At 70.1% G+C, this 16,662-nt stretch carries 15 protein-coding genes; 7 read left to right on the top strand and 8 right to left on the bottom strand.

Features of this window, described 5'->3' with window-relative positions:
• Positions 1-85: 85 nt before the first annotated feature.
• Positions 86-619, top strand: coding sequence for a hypothetical protein (locus U2P90_RS13425; protein WP_322472520.1), 534 nt, complete (start codon positions 86-88; stop codon positions 617-619).
• Between the two features lie 132 nt (positions 620-751).
• Complete coding sequence (locus U2P90_RS13420; RefSeq protein WP_322472519.1) at positions 752-1,894, top strand: LCP family protein; 1,143 nt, start codon at positions 752-754, stop codon at positions 1,892-1,894.
• 36 nt (positions 1,895-1,930) lie between these two features.
• On the opposite strand, the gene U2P90_RS13415 is transcribed toward U2P90_RS13420, so the two are convergent.
• Positions 1,931-2,614, bottom strand: coding sequence for an ABC transporter ATP-binding protein (locus U2P90_RS13415; RefSeq protein WP_295819687.1), 684 nt, complete (start codon positions 2,612-2,614; stop codon positions 1,931-1,933).
• Positions 2,615-2,696: 82 nt separating this feature from the next.
• Between U2P90_RS13415 and U2P90_RS13410 the strand changes: the two genes are divergently transcribed.
• Together U2P90_RS13410 and U2P90_RS13405 are read left to right on the top strand one after the other, a co-directional pair.
• Positions 2,697-3,395 (top strand): Crp/Fnr family transcriptional regulator, encoded by a 699-nt coding sequence (locus U2P90_RS13410; RefSeq protein ID WP_322472518.1) that lies wholly within the window; start codon positions 2,697-2,699, stop codon positions 3,393-3,395.
• A 99-nt stretch (positions 3,396-3,494) separates the two neighbouring features.
• The gene (locus U2P90_RS13405; protein WP_322472517.1) at positions 3,495-4,247 is read left to right on the top strand and encodes a fumarylacetoacetate hydrolase family protein; all 753 of its coding nucleotides are present in this window, start codon (positions 3,495-3,497) and stop codon (positions 4,245-4,247) included.
• A gap of 622 nt (positions 4,248-4,869) precedes the next feature.
• On the opposite strand, the gene U2P90_RS13400 is transcribed toward U2P90_RS13405, so the two are convergent.
• The 5 genes from U2P90_RS13400 to U2P90_RS13380 all read right to left on the bottom strand — a co-directional run bounded on the left by U2P90_RS13400 (position 4,870) and on the right by U2P90_RS13380 (position 10,502).
• Positions 4,870-6,006 (bottom strand): acyl-CoA dehydrogenase family protein, encoded by a 1,137-nt coding sequence (locus U2P90_RS13400; RefSeq protein ID WP_322474704.1) that lies wholly within the window; start codon positions 6,004-6,006, stop codon positions 4,870-4,872.
• Between the two features lie 94 nt (positions 6,007-6,100).
• A complete protein-coding gene (gene holA / locus U2P90_RS13395; protein ID WP_295819697.1) occupies positions 6,101-7,003 on the bottom strand; it encodes a DNA polymerase III subunit delta in 903 nt (300 codons plus the stop codon).
• Complete coding sequence (locus tag U2P90_RS13390) at positions 6,994-7,758, bottom strand: serine/threonine-protein kinase (RefSeq protein ID WP_295819698.1); 765 nt, start codon at positions 7,756-7,758, stop codon at positions 6,994-6,996. Before U2P90_RS13390 ends, holA begins: the two co-directional genes overlap by 10 nt.
• A gap of 316 nt (positions 7,759-8,074) precedes the next feature.
• Complete coding sequence (locus U2P90_RS13385) at positions 8,075-8,608, bottom strand: hypothetical protein (RefSeq protein WP_295819700.1); 534 nt, start codon at positions 8,606-8,608, stop codon at positions 8,075-8,077.
• Between the two features lie 91 nt (positions 8,609-8,699).
• Positions 8,700-10,502 (bottom strand): hypothetical protein, encoded by a 1,803-nt coding sequence (locus tag U2P90_RS13380; protein WP_322472516.1) that lies wholly within the window; start codon positions 10,500-10,502, stop codon positions 8,700-8,702.
• 242 nt (positions 10,503-10,744) lie between these two features.
• Here U2P90_RS13380 and U2P90_RS13375 point away from each other — a divergent pair, with 242 nt between their 5' ends.
• From U2P90_RS13375 to ftsY, 3 genes are all read left to right on the top strand, one after another.
• Positions 10,745-12,832, top strand: coding sequence for a protein kinase domain-containing protein (locus U2P90_RS13375; RefSeq protein ID WP_322472515.1), 2,088 nt, complete (start codon positions 10,745-10,747; stop codon positions 12,830-12,832).
• 10 nt (positions 12,833-12,842) lie between these two features.
• A complete protein-coding gene (locus U2P90_RS13370) occupies positions 12,843-13,097 on the top strand; it encodes a glutaredoxin family protein (RefSeq protein ID WP_295819708.1) in 255 nt (84 codons plus the stop codon).
• Positions 13,098-13,201: 104 nt separating this feature from the next.
• Positions 13,202-14,158 (top strand): signal recognition particle-docking protein FtsY, encoded by a 957-nt coding sequence (gene ftsY / locus U2P90_RS13365; protein ID WP_322472514.1) that lies wholly within the window; start codon positions 13,202-13,204, stop codon positions 14,156-14,158.
• Positions 14,159-14,212: 54 nt separating this feature from the next.
• On the opposite strand, the gene bshC is transcribed toward ftsY, so the two are convergent.
• Both bshC and U2P90_RS13355 read right to left on the bottom strand, forming a co-directional pair.
• Positions 14,213-15,742, bottom strand: a complete 1,530-nt coding sequence (gene bshC, locus U2P90_RS13360; RefSeq protein ID WP_322472513.1) for a bacillithiol biosynthesis cysteine-adding enzyme BshC — start codon at positions 15,740-15,742, stop codon at positions 14,213-14,215.
• Between the two features lie 176 nt (positions 15,743-15,918).
• Positions 15,919-16,593 carry a Crp/Fnr family transcriptional regulator gene (locus U2P90_RS13355; RefSeq protein WP_322472512.1) on the bottom strand — a complete coding sequence of 225 codons (675 nt, stop codon included), beginning with the start codon at positions 16,591-16,593 and terminating at the stop codon, positions 15,919-15,921.
• Positions 16,594-16,662: the final 69 nt, after the last annotated feature.

The following is a 16,662-nucleotide window of genomic DNA, read 5'->3' as shown; positions in this document are numbered from 1 at the left end:
GGAAGTGAACGAACCATTCACGCACATGAAGTGAGATTGGGGGTCATTTCACGGGGGTAACGGGACTGGACTGGAGACTCAGGCCATGAAGAACATCCTTCTGATCCTGATCTCCGCTTCCATGCTGGCCGCGTGCGCGCCGGAGGCTGACACCTCGACCTCGACGACCGGCACCACGACCTCGGACACGGCGACGACCGACACCGCCACGACGGGCACCGATACCACGGCGACCGACACCACCACCGACGCGACCGCGACGGACACCACCGACACCACGGCTGCTGACGGCACCACCGACAACGCCGCCGATCCCGGCACCGACAGCACGCTGACCAATGCCGATGACGCCACCGTGGGCGAGGAGATGGACATGGCCGCCGGGGATGGCCTGGAAGGCACCGTGACCGCGTTCGACGGCACGGCCCAGACCTTCACGCTCAACGAGAACGACGCCAATTACGCCGTGACGATCACGCCGGACACCGTCTTTGAAGGCGCCGCCACTACCGCAGACGAGTTCTTCGGCACCGACCGCGCCAACGCCTCGGTCGCCGTCGAGGGCGAGATCAACGAGGGCCAGAGCGAACTGATCGCCAACAAGATCACGCTGAACTGATCTGAAGGCCCGGACGCCGCGCCGGCTGGAGTGGACTGCACTCCAGCCGGCGCGCGGTCGTCTCGGGCCAGAGCCGGGATGGTCATCCCAACGGTGAATGACTTCGCGTCATCTGCCCGCTATGCTCGCGGCGTGCGAGTTCGTGTGATCATCGGCGTGCTGCTGGCGGCGGTCGTCGCCACGGTGGCTCCCGCCGCGCCGTTCCTGGCCCGGTACGGAGCGGTGCCCCACCGACCCGAGACCCCGGTCACGGTACTGCTGGCAGGCGTCGCTCCCAGGTACGACGAATCCGCCCCCGTGTGGCCATGGCCGGCGAAGGCGGAGGACTACACCGGGACGACGGACACCATCGTGCTCGCGCAGATCCGGCCCGGTGGGCAGCTCAACCTGCTCAGCATCCCGCGCGACTCGTGGATGAACATTCCCGGCTGGGGCTGGGGCAAGATCAACGGTGCGAATCCGCACGGTGGCCCCGACATGCTGGTCGGCGCGGTCGAGGATCTCACCGGGGTGAAGGTGGACGGCTACGCCTTCCTCTCGCTGTACGCCCTGCGGGCCCTGGCGGATGCCGCCGGCGGCGTGACACTGGATGTGCCCACCCGCATGAAATACGACGACAACGCGGGCAGGCTGCACATCGATCTCCAGCCGGGCGTGCAGCGCCTGAACGGCACCCAGGCCGAGGGCTTCCTGCGTTTCCGCCACGACGCCCGGGGGGATATCGGGCGGGTGGAGCGCCAGCAACTGTTCCTGGCTGCCCTGAGCGATCAGGTGAAACGCCCCCTGAACTGGTGGCGTGTGCCGCTGATGGTCAGTGCGTTGGATCGCAACACCCGGACGAACCTGGATCGTGCGACGGTCGGGTCGATCCTCGGCGCGGCGGCCGGCGGCCTGAAACTGAAGACCCTCACGGTGCCCGGCTCCTTCGGCTTCCGGGGAGCAGCCAGCGTCTGGGCGGTGGATCAGGCGGCGCTCGACCGTCTGATCGCCACAGATTTCCGCGATCCGGGCGATCCACGGTTCCTGACGGTGGCCGTGGTGAATGTGGGGGCCCCCGCCGGCAGTGCGCGGCGTCTGAAGATGCGTCTGGAGGAGCTGGGCTACCGCCGGGTGACGGCCACGAATGGGCCGGGCGACCAGTCGGGCACGACCATCACCGGGGCGCTGGCCGGGCGGGTGCAGCGGGATGTGGGCCACGGCACCGTCGCGCCGGAGGGCAGTGTGCCCGGTGCCGACATCACGGTGCGGCTGGGAGCCGACACACCGGCAGAGTGACCGGCGTGCCGGCGACGACCCGGACAGGCCGCCAGCTCACCCGTAGTCAGGCAGGGTATCCGTGAACTGACCATCCAGCAGATGCAGCACCCGGCCGGCGTGCTGGGCCAGCCGCTCGTCGTGGGTGACCAGCAGCACGCCGGCTCCGGTTTCCCGCGCCAGTTCGACCAGCAGCGCGGCGACGGTCTGAGCGTTGGCACGGTCGAGGCTGCCGGTCGGCTCGTCGGCCAGGACGGCGGCCGGGTGGGCGGCCAGGGCTCGGGCCACCGCAACGCGCTGGCGCTCGCCGCCGCTCAGCACGCCGGGCATGTCCCGGCCACGCCCCGCGAGGCCCACGCGGGCCAGGAGGTGCTGCGCGTGTTCCGGGTCTGGCCGTCCGGCCAGTCGGCCCGGAATCAGGACATTGTCCAGCACACTCAGGTCGTCGAGCAGGTAGTGGTGCTGGAACACCAGGCCGATCCGGCCCGCCCGGCGCTGGGCCCGGCGCTGGGTGTCCAGGGTGTCGGCGCGTTCGCCGGCCCAGTACACCTCGCCGTGCTGCGGGGTGTCCAGGCCGCCCAGCAGGTGCAGCAGGGTGCTTTTGCCGCTGCCGCTGGGGCCGGTGACGGCGACGACCTCACCCGCATGGAGCTCCAGCGAGACGCCGCGCAGGACGGTCACGTCGCCGTAGGCCTGGGTCAGGTTCACGGCGCTCAGGGCGGGGGGGGTCACGCGGCGCATGCTACCCGAAACCGGCGCGGCGGCCGCCGACCGCAATCCTGGTAGCGGTTCGCCGTGCGCCCGACAGGATAGGATGCACGGGATGTCCCGGCAGGAAATCCTCAGACGCAACCCGCTGCTTCACGATGTTCCCGATGCCGCCCTGGACGAACTGGCCACGATCGTCACCGAACGGCGGCTGGCCCCGGGCGAGGTGCTGATCACCCAGGATGACCAGGGGGAAGCCCTGCACCTGCTCACCGAGGGCATCGTGCGCGTCAGCCGCGTCAGCCTCGGGAGCCGCGAGCGTGTCATGGGCGACGTGTACGCGCCGGGCGTGATCGGCGAGACGGCCGTGCTCTCGCTGTCCAGCGAGCGCAGCGCGACGGTGACCGCCCTGACCGCCGTGACCACACTGATGCTGTACCGGCCCCATTTCGAGCAGCTGCTGCGGCGCTATCCCCGGTTGCTGTGGAACCTCAGCCGCATCCTGGCCGAGCGCGTGACGTTCCTGAACGATGAACTGATCGCCTTCGGCATGAACACCGAGGCGGCGCTGAGCCACGTGTTCACGCACCTGTACGCCCAGCGGGTGCAGGCCGGCGTGCCGCGCCCGGAACTGCTGCCCCTGAGCATGCAGGACATCATGCTGCGGATCTCGTCGAGCCGCGAGACCGTGTCGCGCGTGATGCGCAAGCTGGAGAAGCAGGGCATGGTCAAGATCGGCACGCAGGGTGTCATCCTGCTCGACCCGGACGCGCTGGAACGGATTCCCCTGGAGCAGCCGGACGCGGGCGAGTAGGACTGGAGCACCGGGCCGGCGGCGCCGCCGTGTCCGGATCGGCTGGATCTGGGGGCGTCCGGCATGGGCGCCGCGGTGCTGGACGGTATGCTCACCGGCATGCGTATTGTCCGGATCCAGCATGAGGGCGCGGCCCGGTGGGGCCAGCTCGACGACCAGACCGTCCACCTCCTGACCGGTCTGGGTGGTCAGACGACGGGGGAGACCGTGCCGCTGGACGCCACGGCCCTGCTCGCCCCGGCCGAGCCCAGCAAGATCGTGTGCGTGGGCCGCAATTACCTGGATCACATCCGCGAGCTGGGCAACGACACGGGCGACCTGCCCAAGGAACCGGGCATCTTCCTCAAGGGGCCGAACACCCTGGCCGAGCCCGGCGGTACCGTGGATCGCCCGGACTGGACTGAGAACTTCCACTTCGAGGGCGAGCTGGCCCTGGTGATCGGCACGCGGGCGCGGCACGTCACGCCCGACACGGCCCTGGCTCATGTGGCCGGGTACACCTGTGGTCTGGATCTCACCGCGCGCGACCGCCAGAAGACCGACCTGCAGTGGTTCCGGGCCAAGGCGGCCGACCGCTTCTGCCCGCTGGGGCCGTGGCTGGAGACCGAGTTCGACCCGGCCGACGTGCGCGTGATGACCCGCGTGAACGGCGAGACCAAGCAGGATGGCCGCACCGCCCACATGATCTTCGACGTGCCGGCCATCCTGGCCTACGTGACCCGCTTCGTGACCCTGGAACCCGGCGACGTGGTGCTCACCGGCACTCCCGAGGGTGTCGGCCCGCTCCAGAGTGGCGACACCGTCGAGGTGGAGGTCGAGGGTATCGGAGTGCTGAGCACCCGGATCGGCTGAGGCGATCTCGCCGAACCGTCCGCCCGTCCGGAGGGACGCCGGTGGCTGGCAGGACAGACGATGGGCGTCGGCAAGGCGCTGCGGCAGCGCGGCGGGACAACCTGCTGTGCACCGCGCCGGACTGTGGTGTCTGGTGTGGGTTGACGGGCCAGACGGCGCGGACTCACGATGACGTGTGCCGGGATGACTGGCACATCTGGAGTCGGCCGCAGGTCTGGGCGCGCCGTCTGCCTGCGGTCAGGCCGTACGCCTGGATCCGGTCACGACGAGCGGCGTGGTGGTGTGGAGGAGGTCACGATGGGACGATGGATGCGGGCAGGCGTGGGGGTGGCGTGTTTCTTGATCGGACTGGGCACCGCCGAGGTGATGCGTGTCCGGGCCCAGGGCGCGGTGCCGGCGACCGGGCGCTACTCCATCTCGATGGGATGCACCGACACGTCATGCCACGTGTTTGTCCTCGACACGTCGACCGGCCAGACCTGGACGAAATGGGTCTCCAAGATTGGCAACGCTTCGTGGCAACGAGACGGCACACTGCCCTAGCGCGAGCCGCAGTGCTGCGGATGCATGGCGGTCATCCCCGGCGTGTGGGGGCCGGGGGTGACCGCCATGCATGGGCCGCCTACTTCAGCAGGGTGCGGCTGATGATCACGCGCTGGATCTCGTTGGTGCCCTCGTAGATGGTGTTCAGCTTGCTGTCGCGCAGCAGCTTTTCGACCGGGTACTCGCCCACGTAGCCGTAGCCGCCGTGCACCTGGATCGCCTCGTTCGCGGCGTCGAAGGCCATCTCGCTGCAGTACGCCTTGGCGATGGCGCTCTCGAAGCCGTGCGGCTGGCCCTGGTCGACGAGCCACGCGGCCTTCTGGTACATCAGGCGGCCCGTCTCGATGCCCATGGCCATCTCCGCGAGCTTGAACTGGATCGCCTGGAAGTCCGCGATGGGCTTTCCGAACGCAGCGCGCTCCTTGGCGTACTTCACGCTCTCGTCCAGGGCCCGCCGCGCGATGCCCACCGAGCCGGCCGCCACGGGAATGCGGGTCTTGTCGAGGGTCTTCATGGCGATCTTGAAGCCGTCCCCGAGGCCCCCGAGCTGGTTCTCTTTCGGCACGCGGACGTTCTCGAACACGAGCTCGCTGGTCAGCGACGCGCGCTGGCCCATCTTGTGCTTGATCTTGTTGTACGAGAACCCCGGTGTGTCCCTGGGCACGACCAGGGCGACGGTCGCGCGGTGCCCGCCCTGCCGATCCGTGGTCGCGAAGACCACGGTCAGTTCGGCCACGCCGCCGTTGCTGATCCACATCTTGGTGCCGTTGATGACCCACTCGTCGCCGTCAAGCACCGCGGTCGTGTGCATGGCGGCGGCGTCCGAGCCGTTGTTCGGCTCGCTCAGGGCGAACGCCGCGAGACTGGGCTTCTCCGTCAGTGGCGTCAGGAAGCGCTGCTGCTGTTCCTGGGTCGCGCCGACGAGCAGAGGCGTGATGCCCAGCTCCGAGGCCATCAGGATCGTATAGATGCCCATGCAGCCGTAGGCGAGCTCCTCGCCGATCAGGCACTCGTCGAGCATGCCCAGGCCCAGGCCGCCCGCGTGGTCGGGAATGCCGACGTTCAGCAGCCCGACCTCGAAGGCCTTCTCCACGACCTGCCACGGCAGCTCCTCCTTCTGGTCGTACTCGCTGGCGACCGGGATGATCTCCCTGCGGGTGAAGTCGCGGGCCAGCTGCTGCAGCTGGCGTTGCTCGTCGGACAGGCTGAACTCCATGGGGCACTCCTTGGGGGCACGGGGCAGGGCCACCGGCCGCATTGTTTTGAACCGAGTATAAACCCAGGGCCTGCCGTGCGCACCCCCGTCCGTGTTACAGGCTGAGCTGCACGATCAGGCGTTCGAGGGTCACGGCCGGATCCAGCCCGCGCTTCATCGCCAGATCGGCATCGAGAATCCGCTCCAGGTGGACACGGATCTTCGGCTCGTTCAGCCGACGGGCGACCTCCAGGGCCTTCTTGGCCGGGTAGGGTTTGACTCCCAGGCGCTGCGCGGCCGCCGTCTCGTTCACACGGCCCTCCTGCAGGGTCAGCGCCACGCAGCGGGCGACCAGCGAGTACTGCCACACCACGGCCCCCAGCAGCCGGAAGGGATCCTCGCCGGAGGCCATCAGGCGGCGCAGCTGCATGACCGCCTCGGCGGGCCGTCCGGCAGTCGCCGCGCCCAGCATGGCGAAGCTGTCACCGGGCGGCTCACGCCCCACGACCGCCGCCACACGCTCACGGGTAAGGGAACCGTCCAGCAGTTCCAGCTTGGTCAGTTCGCCCGCGATCCCGGCCAGATCCAGGCCAAACACGTCGGCCAGATAGACGGCGGCATCCCGGCCCAGGGCCAGCTTCATGGTCTTCGCACGGGCCAGGATCCAGCCGGTCACGTCGCCCGGCCGGGCGGGGCCGGGGGTGGGAATCACCTCGCCACGGCTCTCGTACACCTTCAGGCGGGTGGCGGCCGGTGACTCGTCGAGCACCGCCACGGTCACGGCTGCGCCCGCGAGCAGTTCCAGCAGCGCCTTGTCGGGCTTGGCGCCGGCCAGATCCACGACCACCCCGCCGTCGCCGAACAGGCCCGGCGACAGGTGCGGAATCAGCTCCGCGGCGCTCACCTCCTCGCCCGCCAGCCACGGCAGGTCGCGCACGTGCAGGCCGCGACCGGTCAGCGTGCGGCGCAGGGTTTCCTCGGCCAGGAAGCGCGGGCCGGAAAAGACGATCAGGGGCACGGCGGAGCGTGGCCGCCCGACGGCTCGACCGGGAGAAAGCCCAGGGTATGACGGGCCCGGCACAACTCCCGTGTCATCGCCTCGGCGCTGTCCGGCCGCTGGCGCGGATCGCGGTGCATGGCGCGGAGCAGCAGCGGGTGCAGCACCTCCGGGCCGGGCAGCGGAGCCAGGACATCGTGCAGGCCGGCCAGCCAGCCCAGCGCGTCCTCGAAGGGCGGGTGCCCGGCGAGGCAGTCGAACAGCAGCACGCCCACCGAATACAGGTCGCTCCGGGGATCGCCACGGATGCCCCGGAACTGCTCGGGGGCCATGAAATGCGGCGTTCCCATGCGCGTGCCGCTGTGGATATCCAGCGGCAGCGCCCTGGAATGGCTCATGCCGAAGTCGATCAGCCGCACGTTCCAGAACCCCGCTTGGCCCCGGAACAGCAGGATGTTCTCCGGCTTCACGTCGTGGTGCGTGACGCCCTGTGCATGCAGGTAGTCCACCGCGTTCAGGATGCCCAGCGCGACCTCGATCGCGTGTGCGGGGGTCAGGGGGCCACGGTCCAGACACTCGCGCAGGGTGCCGCCCTCGATGAAGGGAAAGACCAGCTGGCGGGTCGTGGCCGCCAGGGGGGAGACCACCAGCGGGTGGTTCAGCGACGCCGCCACCCGCCCCTCGTGCTGGAAGCGCACGATGGCGTCGGGATAGTCGACCGTCAGGGTCTTGACGAACACCGTGCGGCCTTCCCACATGGCCAGGGCGCACCGCACGCCACCGTGCTCGCTGAGCGGTTCCAGGGCGCCGAGCCCAGGGATATCCCTTAGTTCCTGCACGGTCTCACTCCGTTCATTGTTCCACGAATCGGTTCGACACACCATGGCGACCGGCTGGACGCCGCCCCGTGAACAGCGCGGAGACGGGCGCCCGGCGGCCGGGCGTGCCGGGCCATACACATCGACCCGGTGCCGCTGCAGCGGTACCGACGAGAGCGGCGCCGGGTCGCCCGCGTCATGGAGTGATGCCGCTGCGGCGTCCCACACGCGGCCGTCACGGCGGCCGGGGCCACCGTCTCGCCAGCCGGTGCCGTCAGTTCAGCAGGATCGAGTTGGTGAGGGTACGGATGACCGTCTCGTTCCGGGAGTAGTCCTTCTGATTCCCGGCGATGGTCAGCACCAGCATCCGGCCACCCAGGCTGGTCACCATCAGTTCCCGGCGCAGGTCATCGCCCTGGGACGCGCTGGGGGGTGTCGTGAACACGAATTGGGCCCAGGGCGTCCGGCCGACCTGAACCACTCCGGCTTTCAGGGTCTTGATGTTCGGCACCTGGGCGCGGATCACCGAGGGAAACTGCGCGACGAGTTTCTCGATCTCGTTCACGGCCAGCTTGCTCGTCCGCCATTCGAAGGCCATGCTGACCTTGCGATCCTCGGTCATGAACACGGCGTCCGGACGCCCGGCTGCAGCGGGGAAGGCCGTCCGGATCCCCTCGCCGCTGAGGGTCAGCAGGCGGGCATTGGGCTCCACCGACAGGGGAAGGTTCGCCAGTTTCACGGGCACCGCAGCGGCCGACGTGCCCAGCACGGCGGCGCACAGCAGCGGGATCAGGGAAGAGCGGGTCATCTTGTCGTCAACCCTACCGGCCCGCCCCCACCTGCTCATGAGGCAGACATGAGGATCGTGCGGGGCCGGTCACGTGGTGATCAGGGCGACGTCAGCCGTCTGCCATCAGGGGAGGCGCGGCGTCCGGATCCTGCGGCACCGTGGTGTCCAGCTCGGCGGCCACCGCCAGCCACCGCCCGTGGCGGGCCAGCACCACGCTCATGTCCTGGAGCCGCAACACCAGCAGATCCTGCAGGTACTGGGCCGCGAACCCCGGCAGCACGGCGGCCAGCCGGCCCTGGAAGTCCTGGCGCAGGGTCAGCGCCCGGCCGCCGATCAGCAGGGTCAGGGGCTCGTCATGCAGGTGGAGGCTGATCGGCTGACCGTCCAGCGGGAGGTCGAGCTGGGAGGACGTCATGGGCGGCGGCAGCGTCTCGGGTCGGTGCAACGCCACGTGCAGCCGTTCGGTCAGGCGGGCCGCCAGGGCCGCTCCCAGCCCGATGCTCCGGCTGGCGTCGTGCACCGACTGCGCGAGGTCGCTGGCCGACATGGTGTCCAGCCGGGTGAGCAGGGTGGAGATCCCCTTGCGCGCGAAGGACAGCAGCGCCTCCTGCGACGCGACTCGGTACCGCTCAGCGCTGTGTGCCCCCAGGGTGTCGGCATCCACCCGACCGTCCCGGAGCCACTGCGCTGTCGCCCGGGCCAGGCGCAGGGACGCGTAGGCACCCGCCGGTTCGAGCAGCAGCGCCACGGCACGCCCGGTCGCCATCCGGCGCCCCAGTTCCTCCTGGGGCGACACGTCGGCCCGGAGCAGGGCGAAGTCGCCGCTCAGAAACACCCGGAAGGTGCCGGACGGCGTCGTGAGCTGGACACGGCGCGACTCGGCAGGTTCTGCCGGCCGAAGCAGGGCCACCTGCGAGTCTGCCAGCAGCTGCCACTGGGCGCCGATGAACTGCCAGCGCCAGTCGACAGCGCGCCAGCGGGTCGCCTGACCACCCGGCAGATACACCACCAGTTCGTCGGCAGCGTCGTCCGGGGCCCCCAGCGACAGCTCGGGCTGCTGGGCATACAGCACGCTGTGGTGCGGTACCGTGCCCATGGTCGTGGACGGCCCCCCGGACAGCAGCGGCTCGAACTTGGCCACGAGCGCGCGCACCGTCTCCCGGATGGCCGGCCGCTCCCGGGGATCGCGCGGCAGCGGGTAGGTCTCACGCAGGGCCCGGATCAGCGCGTCGCGTTCCTCGGGGGTGCGCCGTTCCCGGCTGATCGCGTCGATCCGGGCAGCCAGCACATCCTCGTCCGGGTGTCTGGGGAAGGGGGCCTCATGAATCTCGGACAGGGCGGCCCGCAGCCGCGCCTCGCCGTCCCGGCTGACGAGCAGACCCGAGACGGCCTGCGCCAGCTCCTCCTGCACCGACCGGTCGAGCAGACTGACCAGCGGATCGTTCGAAACCGGCACCGCCAGCCGTTCCCGCCCGGCGTGGAGCAGGCGCTCGGCGTTCTCGGCCATGGCATACAGCACCCGCAGGCTCAGGAGATTCAGTTCCTTCGACCACTCGGTGATCCACCCGCGCAGTTCCCCCACCACGCGGTCGTGCCATGCCAGGCGCTGCAACTCCTCCCAGGCCAGCGCCTCTTCGGGCCGGGCAGTGATCGGGGCCTGCCACGCCGCCTGCGGAATGGCCCGCTGCAGCACGGTCGTGCCGGTCTGGGGTGCCTGTCCAGTTCTGGTGAACGCCCGGAACTGCCGGTCGGCCTCGATCAGCCGGCGCTGCAGTGCCGGCTCGAGTTCCCTGCCCAGCAGGTCGCTGCGCAGGTTGAGCAGGGACCGTTTCCCACCGCGTGGGACGCGACCCTCGACCAGATCCGCGACCTTGTATTCGTACAGCTCGAGGAGTTCCATCCAGCGGCTCATGACGGGCCTCCGGCGCGCCGGAGCCGGCACACCGCCGCGTCCGGCGGGGTCAGGTGGCGGTCGGTGCGGCGCCTCATGGACGTCCAGTATGCCGCGCCGCGCCCCCCACGACCACCTGACCGGTTGGGGGCGACGCCCGTCGCTGGAGGCCGGTTGTAAGTTCTCCGCAAGGGGCGGCGGGTATAACTTGAGGCAATGAGCGCGTTGTCCGGCACGTCCATCCCAGCGGTACGGAGAGCATCGTGACGCCGCTGCTGCTCACGGCGCTGTTCGTCGTGGGCCTGCTGCTGTTCGTGAGGGCCTCCGAGCGCGTGCTGACCATCATCAGCGCGGTCGCGGTGCTGGCGATCCTGGGCCTGCTGGCGGCCGTCACCCTGCACCAGCCGCTCGGGGCCGGCAAGGGCCAGTTCACGCTCTCGGGGATCGGCCGGCTCCAGGGCTTCCTGGCCGTCGCGGCCGTCGTGGTGGCGAGCGCCCCCTTCCTGCTGGGCCGCGCCGCGCAGTCCATGCGCCGTTCCCGACCGACGCCCAGGCCGGTGCGGATCCAGCGCACCGCGCCGCCCTCGCCACCGTCGCGCCGGACGACCATCACGCAGACCGTCGCGGATCTGCGCTTTCAGGACTACGAGGTGCTCGACCGGATCGGCATCGGCGGCATGGGCAGCGTGTACCGGGCCAAGCGCCGCCAGGACGGCCGGATCGTGGCGCTGAAGGTGCCGCAGGAGAAGTACCTGGCCGACGCCAAGTTCGTCAAACGCTTCTACCGCGAGGCCGAGGTGCTCAAGCGCTTCAGTCATCCGAACATCGTGCGGGTCTACGACTACCGGATGCAGACCCCGGAGCACTACATCGCCATGGAGTTCCTTGACGGCGACAGCCTGGAAGGTGAACTGGAGAAGCGCACCCTGACCTTCAGCGAGAGCGTGCAGGTCATCCGTGCCCTGGCCGACGCGCTGCGCCACATCCACATGCAGAACGTCGTGCACCGCGACATCAAGCCCGCCAACGTGATGGTGCTGAAAAACGCCTTCGTGGACGGCCAGCTGCGCGAGGGCGGCGTGAAACTCATGGATTTCGGGATCGCGGTCGGCAAGGTGCTGACCCGCCTGACGATGACCGGGGCGCGGGTCGGCACCCCGATCTACATGGCTCCCGAGCAGGCCAAGGGCAACCGCGTGGACGCCCGCAGCGACGTGTACTCGCTGGGACTGCTCGCCTACGAGATGGTCACCGGCCAGACCGCCTTCCGGGGCTCCTACGAGGCCGTCGTGCACCAGCAGGTGTTCGAGTCGCCCAAGCCGCCAAAACAGGTGCGCCTGGAGGTGCCGGGCAAACTCAACGACCTCGTGCTGCACATGATCGAGAAGGATCCCGCCCAGCGGCCCACCCTGGACGACGTGATCGCCCGGATCGACGCCGGCGTCATGACCGACGAGGTCTTCGACGACCCGGTCGCGCTGGCCCTGTCGGTGGGGGAAAAGCGCGGGACGCTGCGGCTGCTCGACGTGCGCGGCAAGCTGCGCCAGAGTCTCAAGGATCAGGGCAGCGGGGCCAGCAGCCTGCCCACCGCGCCCAACGCCGTCGCCGGCGATCCGGACGGCAACCTGTACGTCACCATGGCCGAGTACCGCCAGGGCAAGAGCGGCGGCCTGATCCGCAAGCTCAGCCCGGACGGCCGCGAACTCGTCAGCTTCGGGGCGTATGGGCTGTCGGCGGGTGAACTGCTGCAGCCGGTCGATCTGGCGGTCACCCAGAACCACGTCTTCGTGCTCGATGCCGAGGCCCACCACGTGGTCGTGTACGACCAGCAGGGGCGTTACGTGCGGCAGTTCGGGGGCCGGGGCCAGGGCATGGGCCGCTTCGAGAAGCCCCGCTCGATCGTCGCGTCGCCCGACGGTCATATCTACGTGCTGGATACCGGCAACAACGAGGTGCAGCGCTTCAGCGCCCAGGGCGAGTACGTGAGCCGCTACGCCTTCCGGCTCGACCGCACCAGCGAGGCCCTGCGCCAGCTCGACGGCCTGGGGATCGACCAGTACGGCGCGGTGTACATCGTGGACGGCGTGGCCCGCAAGCTCCGCAAGATCGAGGCCGACGGCACGCCCGGCGCGACCTTTGCCCTGGACACCCTGGTGGGCGAGCCCTCCGACGCGCCGTGGCTGATCGAGGTCGCGCCCGAGGGGCAGATCTTCGCCGTGCGGCAGGGGGGGCAGGTGCTGCGCACCTTCAGCAACGTGGGCGACCTGATTACCCAGACCGACATGTACGCTCCGGTGCTGGCGATGTCCGTGCTGACCCGCGAGCCCACCGCGCAGCGCATCCCGGCGTAGCCTGCGGGGCATGGCGCTTCCTGTCCTGACGCTGTACACCCGTGCCGGCTGCCACCTGTGCGAGCTGGCCGAGGCCCACCTGACCGCCCTGGAGTTCCGCTACACCCCGGTCGATGTGGACAGCGACCCGGCGCTGCGGGCCCGCCACGGCGACGACGTGCCAGTGCTCGCGCAGGGAGAGCGGGTGCTGGCCAGAGGCGTGCTGGGGCGGCAGCGGCTGAGCACGCTCAAGCTGATCCTGCTGCGCGAGACTCCGTCGACCTGACGTGCTGCTGGCGACGTGATGCCACCGTTGCCCGCCCGGTCGGACGCTATGGTGAGGGATATGATCGCCACCACCTCCCTTCATGTGTTCCCGGCGGCCCGCGCGTGAGCTGGCTCGAACGCCTGCGCGACGGCCTGAGCAAGACCCGCAAGCAGATCAACGACACTGCCGGCTTCCTGGGCCAGGACGTCCGGGACGTTGTCACGAACCGCCTGGACACCATCGAGGATCTGGAATACGCCCTGATCGCCGCCGACGTGGGCCGGGCCGCCACCGAGGAGATCCTGGACGACGTGCGCCGCAGCGAGGGCCGGAACCTCCAGGACGCCCTGATGGACGCCCTGACCCTGCAACTGGAACCCGACGCCCGCCGCGCCGAGTTCCGCAAGCTGGGCTTCGCGCCGGATGCCCGCCGCAAGACGGTCGATCCGAAGGGGCACGTGGTCATGGTCATCGGCGTGAATGGCGTGGGCAAGACCACCACGATCGCCAAGCTGGGCCAGTACTACATGACGCGCGGCAAGAGCGTGATGTTCGCCGCCGGCGACACCTTCCGCGCCGCCGCCGGGGCCCAGCTGGGCGAGTGGGGCGACCGGCTGGGCGTGCCGGTCGTGCAGGGGCAGGACGGCGGTGACCCGGCCGCCGTGGCCTTCGACGCCGCCACCGCCCGCGCGTCACGCGGCACCGATCTGCTGTTCGTGGACACCGCCGGCCGGCTGCACACCAAGCACAACCTGATGGAAGAACTGAAGAAGGTTCGCCGCGTGATCGACAAGGCCGATCCGGGCGAGCCGACCGAGGTGTGGCTGGTGCTGGACGCCGTGACCGGACAGAATGGTCTGCAGCAGGCCAAGAAGTTCCACGAGAGCACCCCGCTGACCGGCGTGGTCGTCACCAAACTCGACGGCACCGCCAAGGGCGGCATCCTGGTGCCGATCGTCCGGGAACTGGGCGTGCCGATCAAGTTCATCGGAGTGGGCGAGCAGCCCGGCGATCTCCAGCCCTTCGACAGCCAGGAGTTCGTGCGGGCGCTGTTCGACGTGGATATCCCGAAGGGGTGAGCGGCGGGATTCAGGGGCGGGGAGCTGGACTACTCGTTCTGCGCTCCCGGCCCGTCACGGAATCGTCAGATCACCCCGCCAGCCCGGTTCCAGCGCCAGCAGCATGTCCAGCGGCGTCTGGCCGTGCTTGAGCAGATAGGTCAGGAAATTCATGTGGCGTTCCTGCGGCTCACCGTCAGGCAGCAGGTGGGCGTTCAGGCGGGTCAGCTGGCCGCTGCGGTCGTCCTCCTGGCGGGCCAGGGCGCGCACGGCGAGGGTCTGGAGGCGTTCCAGCCGGGGCAGGGTGCGCGTCAGGGTGCGCTCGGCGGCCCCGGTCAGGGTGGGATCGAGGTCGGCGATCTCGCGGGCGATCTCGGTGAACTGCGCCTCCAGGCTGGCCAGCCGGTCACGGGCCAGCGCGGCGGCTCCCCGCTCCCGCGCCAGCGAGCGCCCCAGCACGCCGTCCGGGTCGGCCTGCACCTGCGCGGCGGTGGCGTCCAGGCGCGTGAGCAGCCGCGCGACATTCGGCTCCAGCCACGTTACGCTCAGGCGGGGCCACAGCAGCGGCTGCTGCAGGCCGTGCAGGGGATAGACGTCTGTGAGCTGTGCCCCGTAGGCGATCTCGCCCGGCCCGACCACGAAGGCCAGCGTGGGCAGCAGCGTGTCCTGCACGATGGGGCGCAGGCCCGCCGCCGGGGTCACGCGGGTGGGGTCGGCGTCCAGCAGGGCCAGCAGGTCGGGCAGCGGGTAGTCGCGGGTGTCAGTGCGCAGGGTGCGGCCGTCCATACGCAGCAGGCGGCGCTGGCCGTCGTCCTCCTCGATGAAGACGTTGGTGGCCCCGGCCGGTCGGCGCAGCTGGGGTGTGAAGCCCGCTGCCTCCAGCCGTCCCGCCGCCGCTTCGATCCGGGCCGATGATGCCAGCGGATCATTCAGCTCGCGGGCCAGCGCCGGAGCCATCAGGCGGGCCAGCGCGGGATGCAGCGGGTCGAGCACCAGCACGCCCGCCCGGCCCAGCAGTCCGTGGATCAGCCGGGCGAACACGTCCGCGACACTGCCGCCGGGGGTCGTTGCGGTCACGAGGCGCTGCCGGACAGCGGACACATAGTCGGCCGGCGCGTCGAAGGCGTCCAGCAGGGCCAGCGTCTGGGCGGTGAACTCCACTGTCCACGGCAGTCGGCCCACCGGCCGGCCCTGCGGCAGCTCGAGGGCGAGGTGGTGGAGCGTCTCCGACATGTCCAGCAACGCCGTGGACGCGACTTCGGCGGCGTCGTGATCCTGGCTGGCAATCCAGTACACGGCGACCACGGGGGCGTCGTCGGTGTGTAGCTGCCGGGCCAGCAGCGCGGCGTCAGCTCCCTTGTGCACCGAGTACGCCGGGCCGGTCAGGACACCCGCCTGCTGCCCCGTGACGACCACCCGCGACGCCGGATGCGCCAGCCGGGTCAGCTGCGCCTCCACGTGGGCATCCAGGGTGCCCAGATCGGTGTGGTAGGCCCGCAGCGCCCCCACCAGCGCGTCCCGGTCGATGTCCGGCCGTCCGGCCGCCGCCGCTCCCTCCAGATCGCCCGGCGTCAGGCGGACGAAGTCGCCCAGATTCCCTGCCATGTACTCCGCTGCCACGCTCCGCGCCACATCAATCCCATTCCTTCCTGTCCGGACACGCGGCCGCACAGCTCAATTCAGTGTCAGAAGCCGCCGACGCGGTTCCAGTGCTCCCGATCTTTTCATGGATTTCCCGGCCAGACCGTCCGCAGTCGCGGCCCCCGGAATCCCCGGCTCGCTCAGCGCAGCGGCTCCTGCATGGCGCGTACCAGACCGTCGCGGTCGGTCAGGACGATCCGGCGGTAGCCGATGTCCAGCAGGCCCCGGCTGCGGAAGTCGCCCAGCAGCTTCGTGATCGTCTCGCGGGTGCTGCCCACAACGTGCGCAAGGTCCTGGTGCGAGACCCGGTCTTTCAGGGCCAGCGTGCCGCCCGGCGGCCACCCTCCCTCGCGCTCGGCGAGGTTCAGCAGGGCCAGCGCCAGCCGCTGCGAGACCTCCAGAAAGACCAGTCCCGACAGCCGCTCCTGCACGCCGCGCGTCTGGCGGGTCAGCTGCTCGCCCAGCGCCACGGCCACCGCCGGGTGCGACTGCCGCACACGCGACAGCACGTCCTGGCCCAGCATCAGCGCCTCGGTCTCGTCCATGGACTCGGCATACATGCCGTACGGCGCTCCCGGCGTGAGGCTGTTCACGCCCAGCAGCTCGCCCGGCCCATGGACATCCAGCGTGACCTCGCGGGCACCGGTGCCCAGCCGGTACAGCCGCACGGCCCCACGCACGAGGATGAACAGGGTCTGCGCGGCATCCTCCGGATGGAACAGCAGTCCACCCCGCGACCAGCGGCCCGCCCGACCTGCGCTCTGCAGTTGCGCCTGCGCGTCAGCAGGCAAAGCACCAAACGCTCCGGGCAACATGCATAGCAGTATGCCGCACCCACCGCCCGGCGGCGGCGCGGCAGCCCGGCCGGCCCCGGCACGCATTAC

The organism is Deinococcus sp. AB2017081, from assembly GCF_034440735.1.
Classification (GTDB): domain Bacteria; phylum Deinococcota; class Deinococci; order Deinococcales; family Deinococcaceae; genus Deinococcus; species Deinococcus rufus.
This window is presented reverse-complemented; position numbering and strand designations above follow the sequence as displayed.

Bases quoted from the DNA above. Each gene is read 5' to 3' on its own strand.
- U2P90_RS13410 (WP_322472518.1), top strand. From the start codon at position 2,697: ATGTCCCGGCAGGAAATCCTCAGACGCAACCCGCTGCTTCACGATGTT.
- U2P90_RS13425 (WP_322472520.1), top strand. From the start codon at position 86: ATGAAGAACATCCTTCTGATCCTGATCTCCGCTTCCATGCTGGCCGCG.
- U2P90_RS13405 (WP_322472517.1), top strand. From the start codon at position 3,495: ATGCGTATTGTCCGGATCCAGCATGAGGGCGCGGCCCGGTGGGGCCAG.
- U2P90_RS13385 (WP_295819700.1), bottom strand. From the start codon at position 8,608: ATGACCCGCTCTTCCCTGATCCCGCTGCTGTGCGCCGCCGTGCTGGGC.
- U2P90_RS13400 (WP_322474704.1), bottom strand. From the start codon at position 6,006: ATGGAGTTCAGCCTGTCCGACGAGCAACGCCAGCTGCAGCAGCTGGCC.
- U2P90_RS13370 (WP_295819708.1), top strand. From the start codon at position 12,843: ATGGCGCTTCCTGTCCTGACGCTGTACACCCGTGCCGGCTGCCACCTG.
- U2P90_RS13415 (WP_295819687.1), bottom strand. From the start codon at position 2,614: ATGCGCCGCGTGACCCCCCCCGCCCTGAGCGCCGTGAACCTGACCCAG.
- U2P90_RS13355 (WP_322472512.1), bottom strand. From the start codon at position 16,593: ATGTTGCCCGGAGCGTTTGGTGCTTTGCCTGCTGACGCGCAGGCGCAA.
- U2P90_RS13380 (WP_322472516.1), bottom strand. From the start codon at position 10,502: ATGAGCCGCTGGATGGAACTCCTCGAGCTGTACGAATACAAGGTCGCG.
- bshC (WP_322472513.1), bottom strand. From the start codon at position 15,742: ATGGCAGGGAATCTGGGCGACTTCGTCCGCCTGACGCCGGGCGATCTG.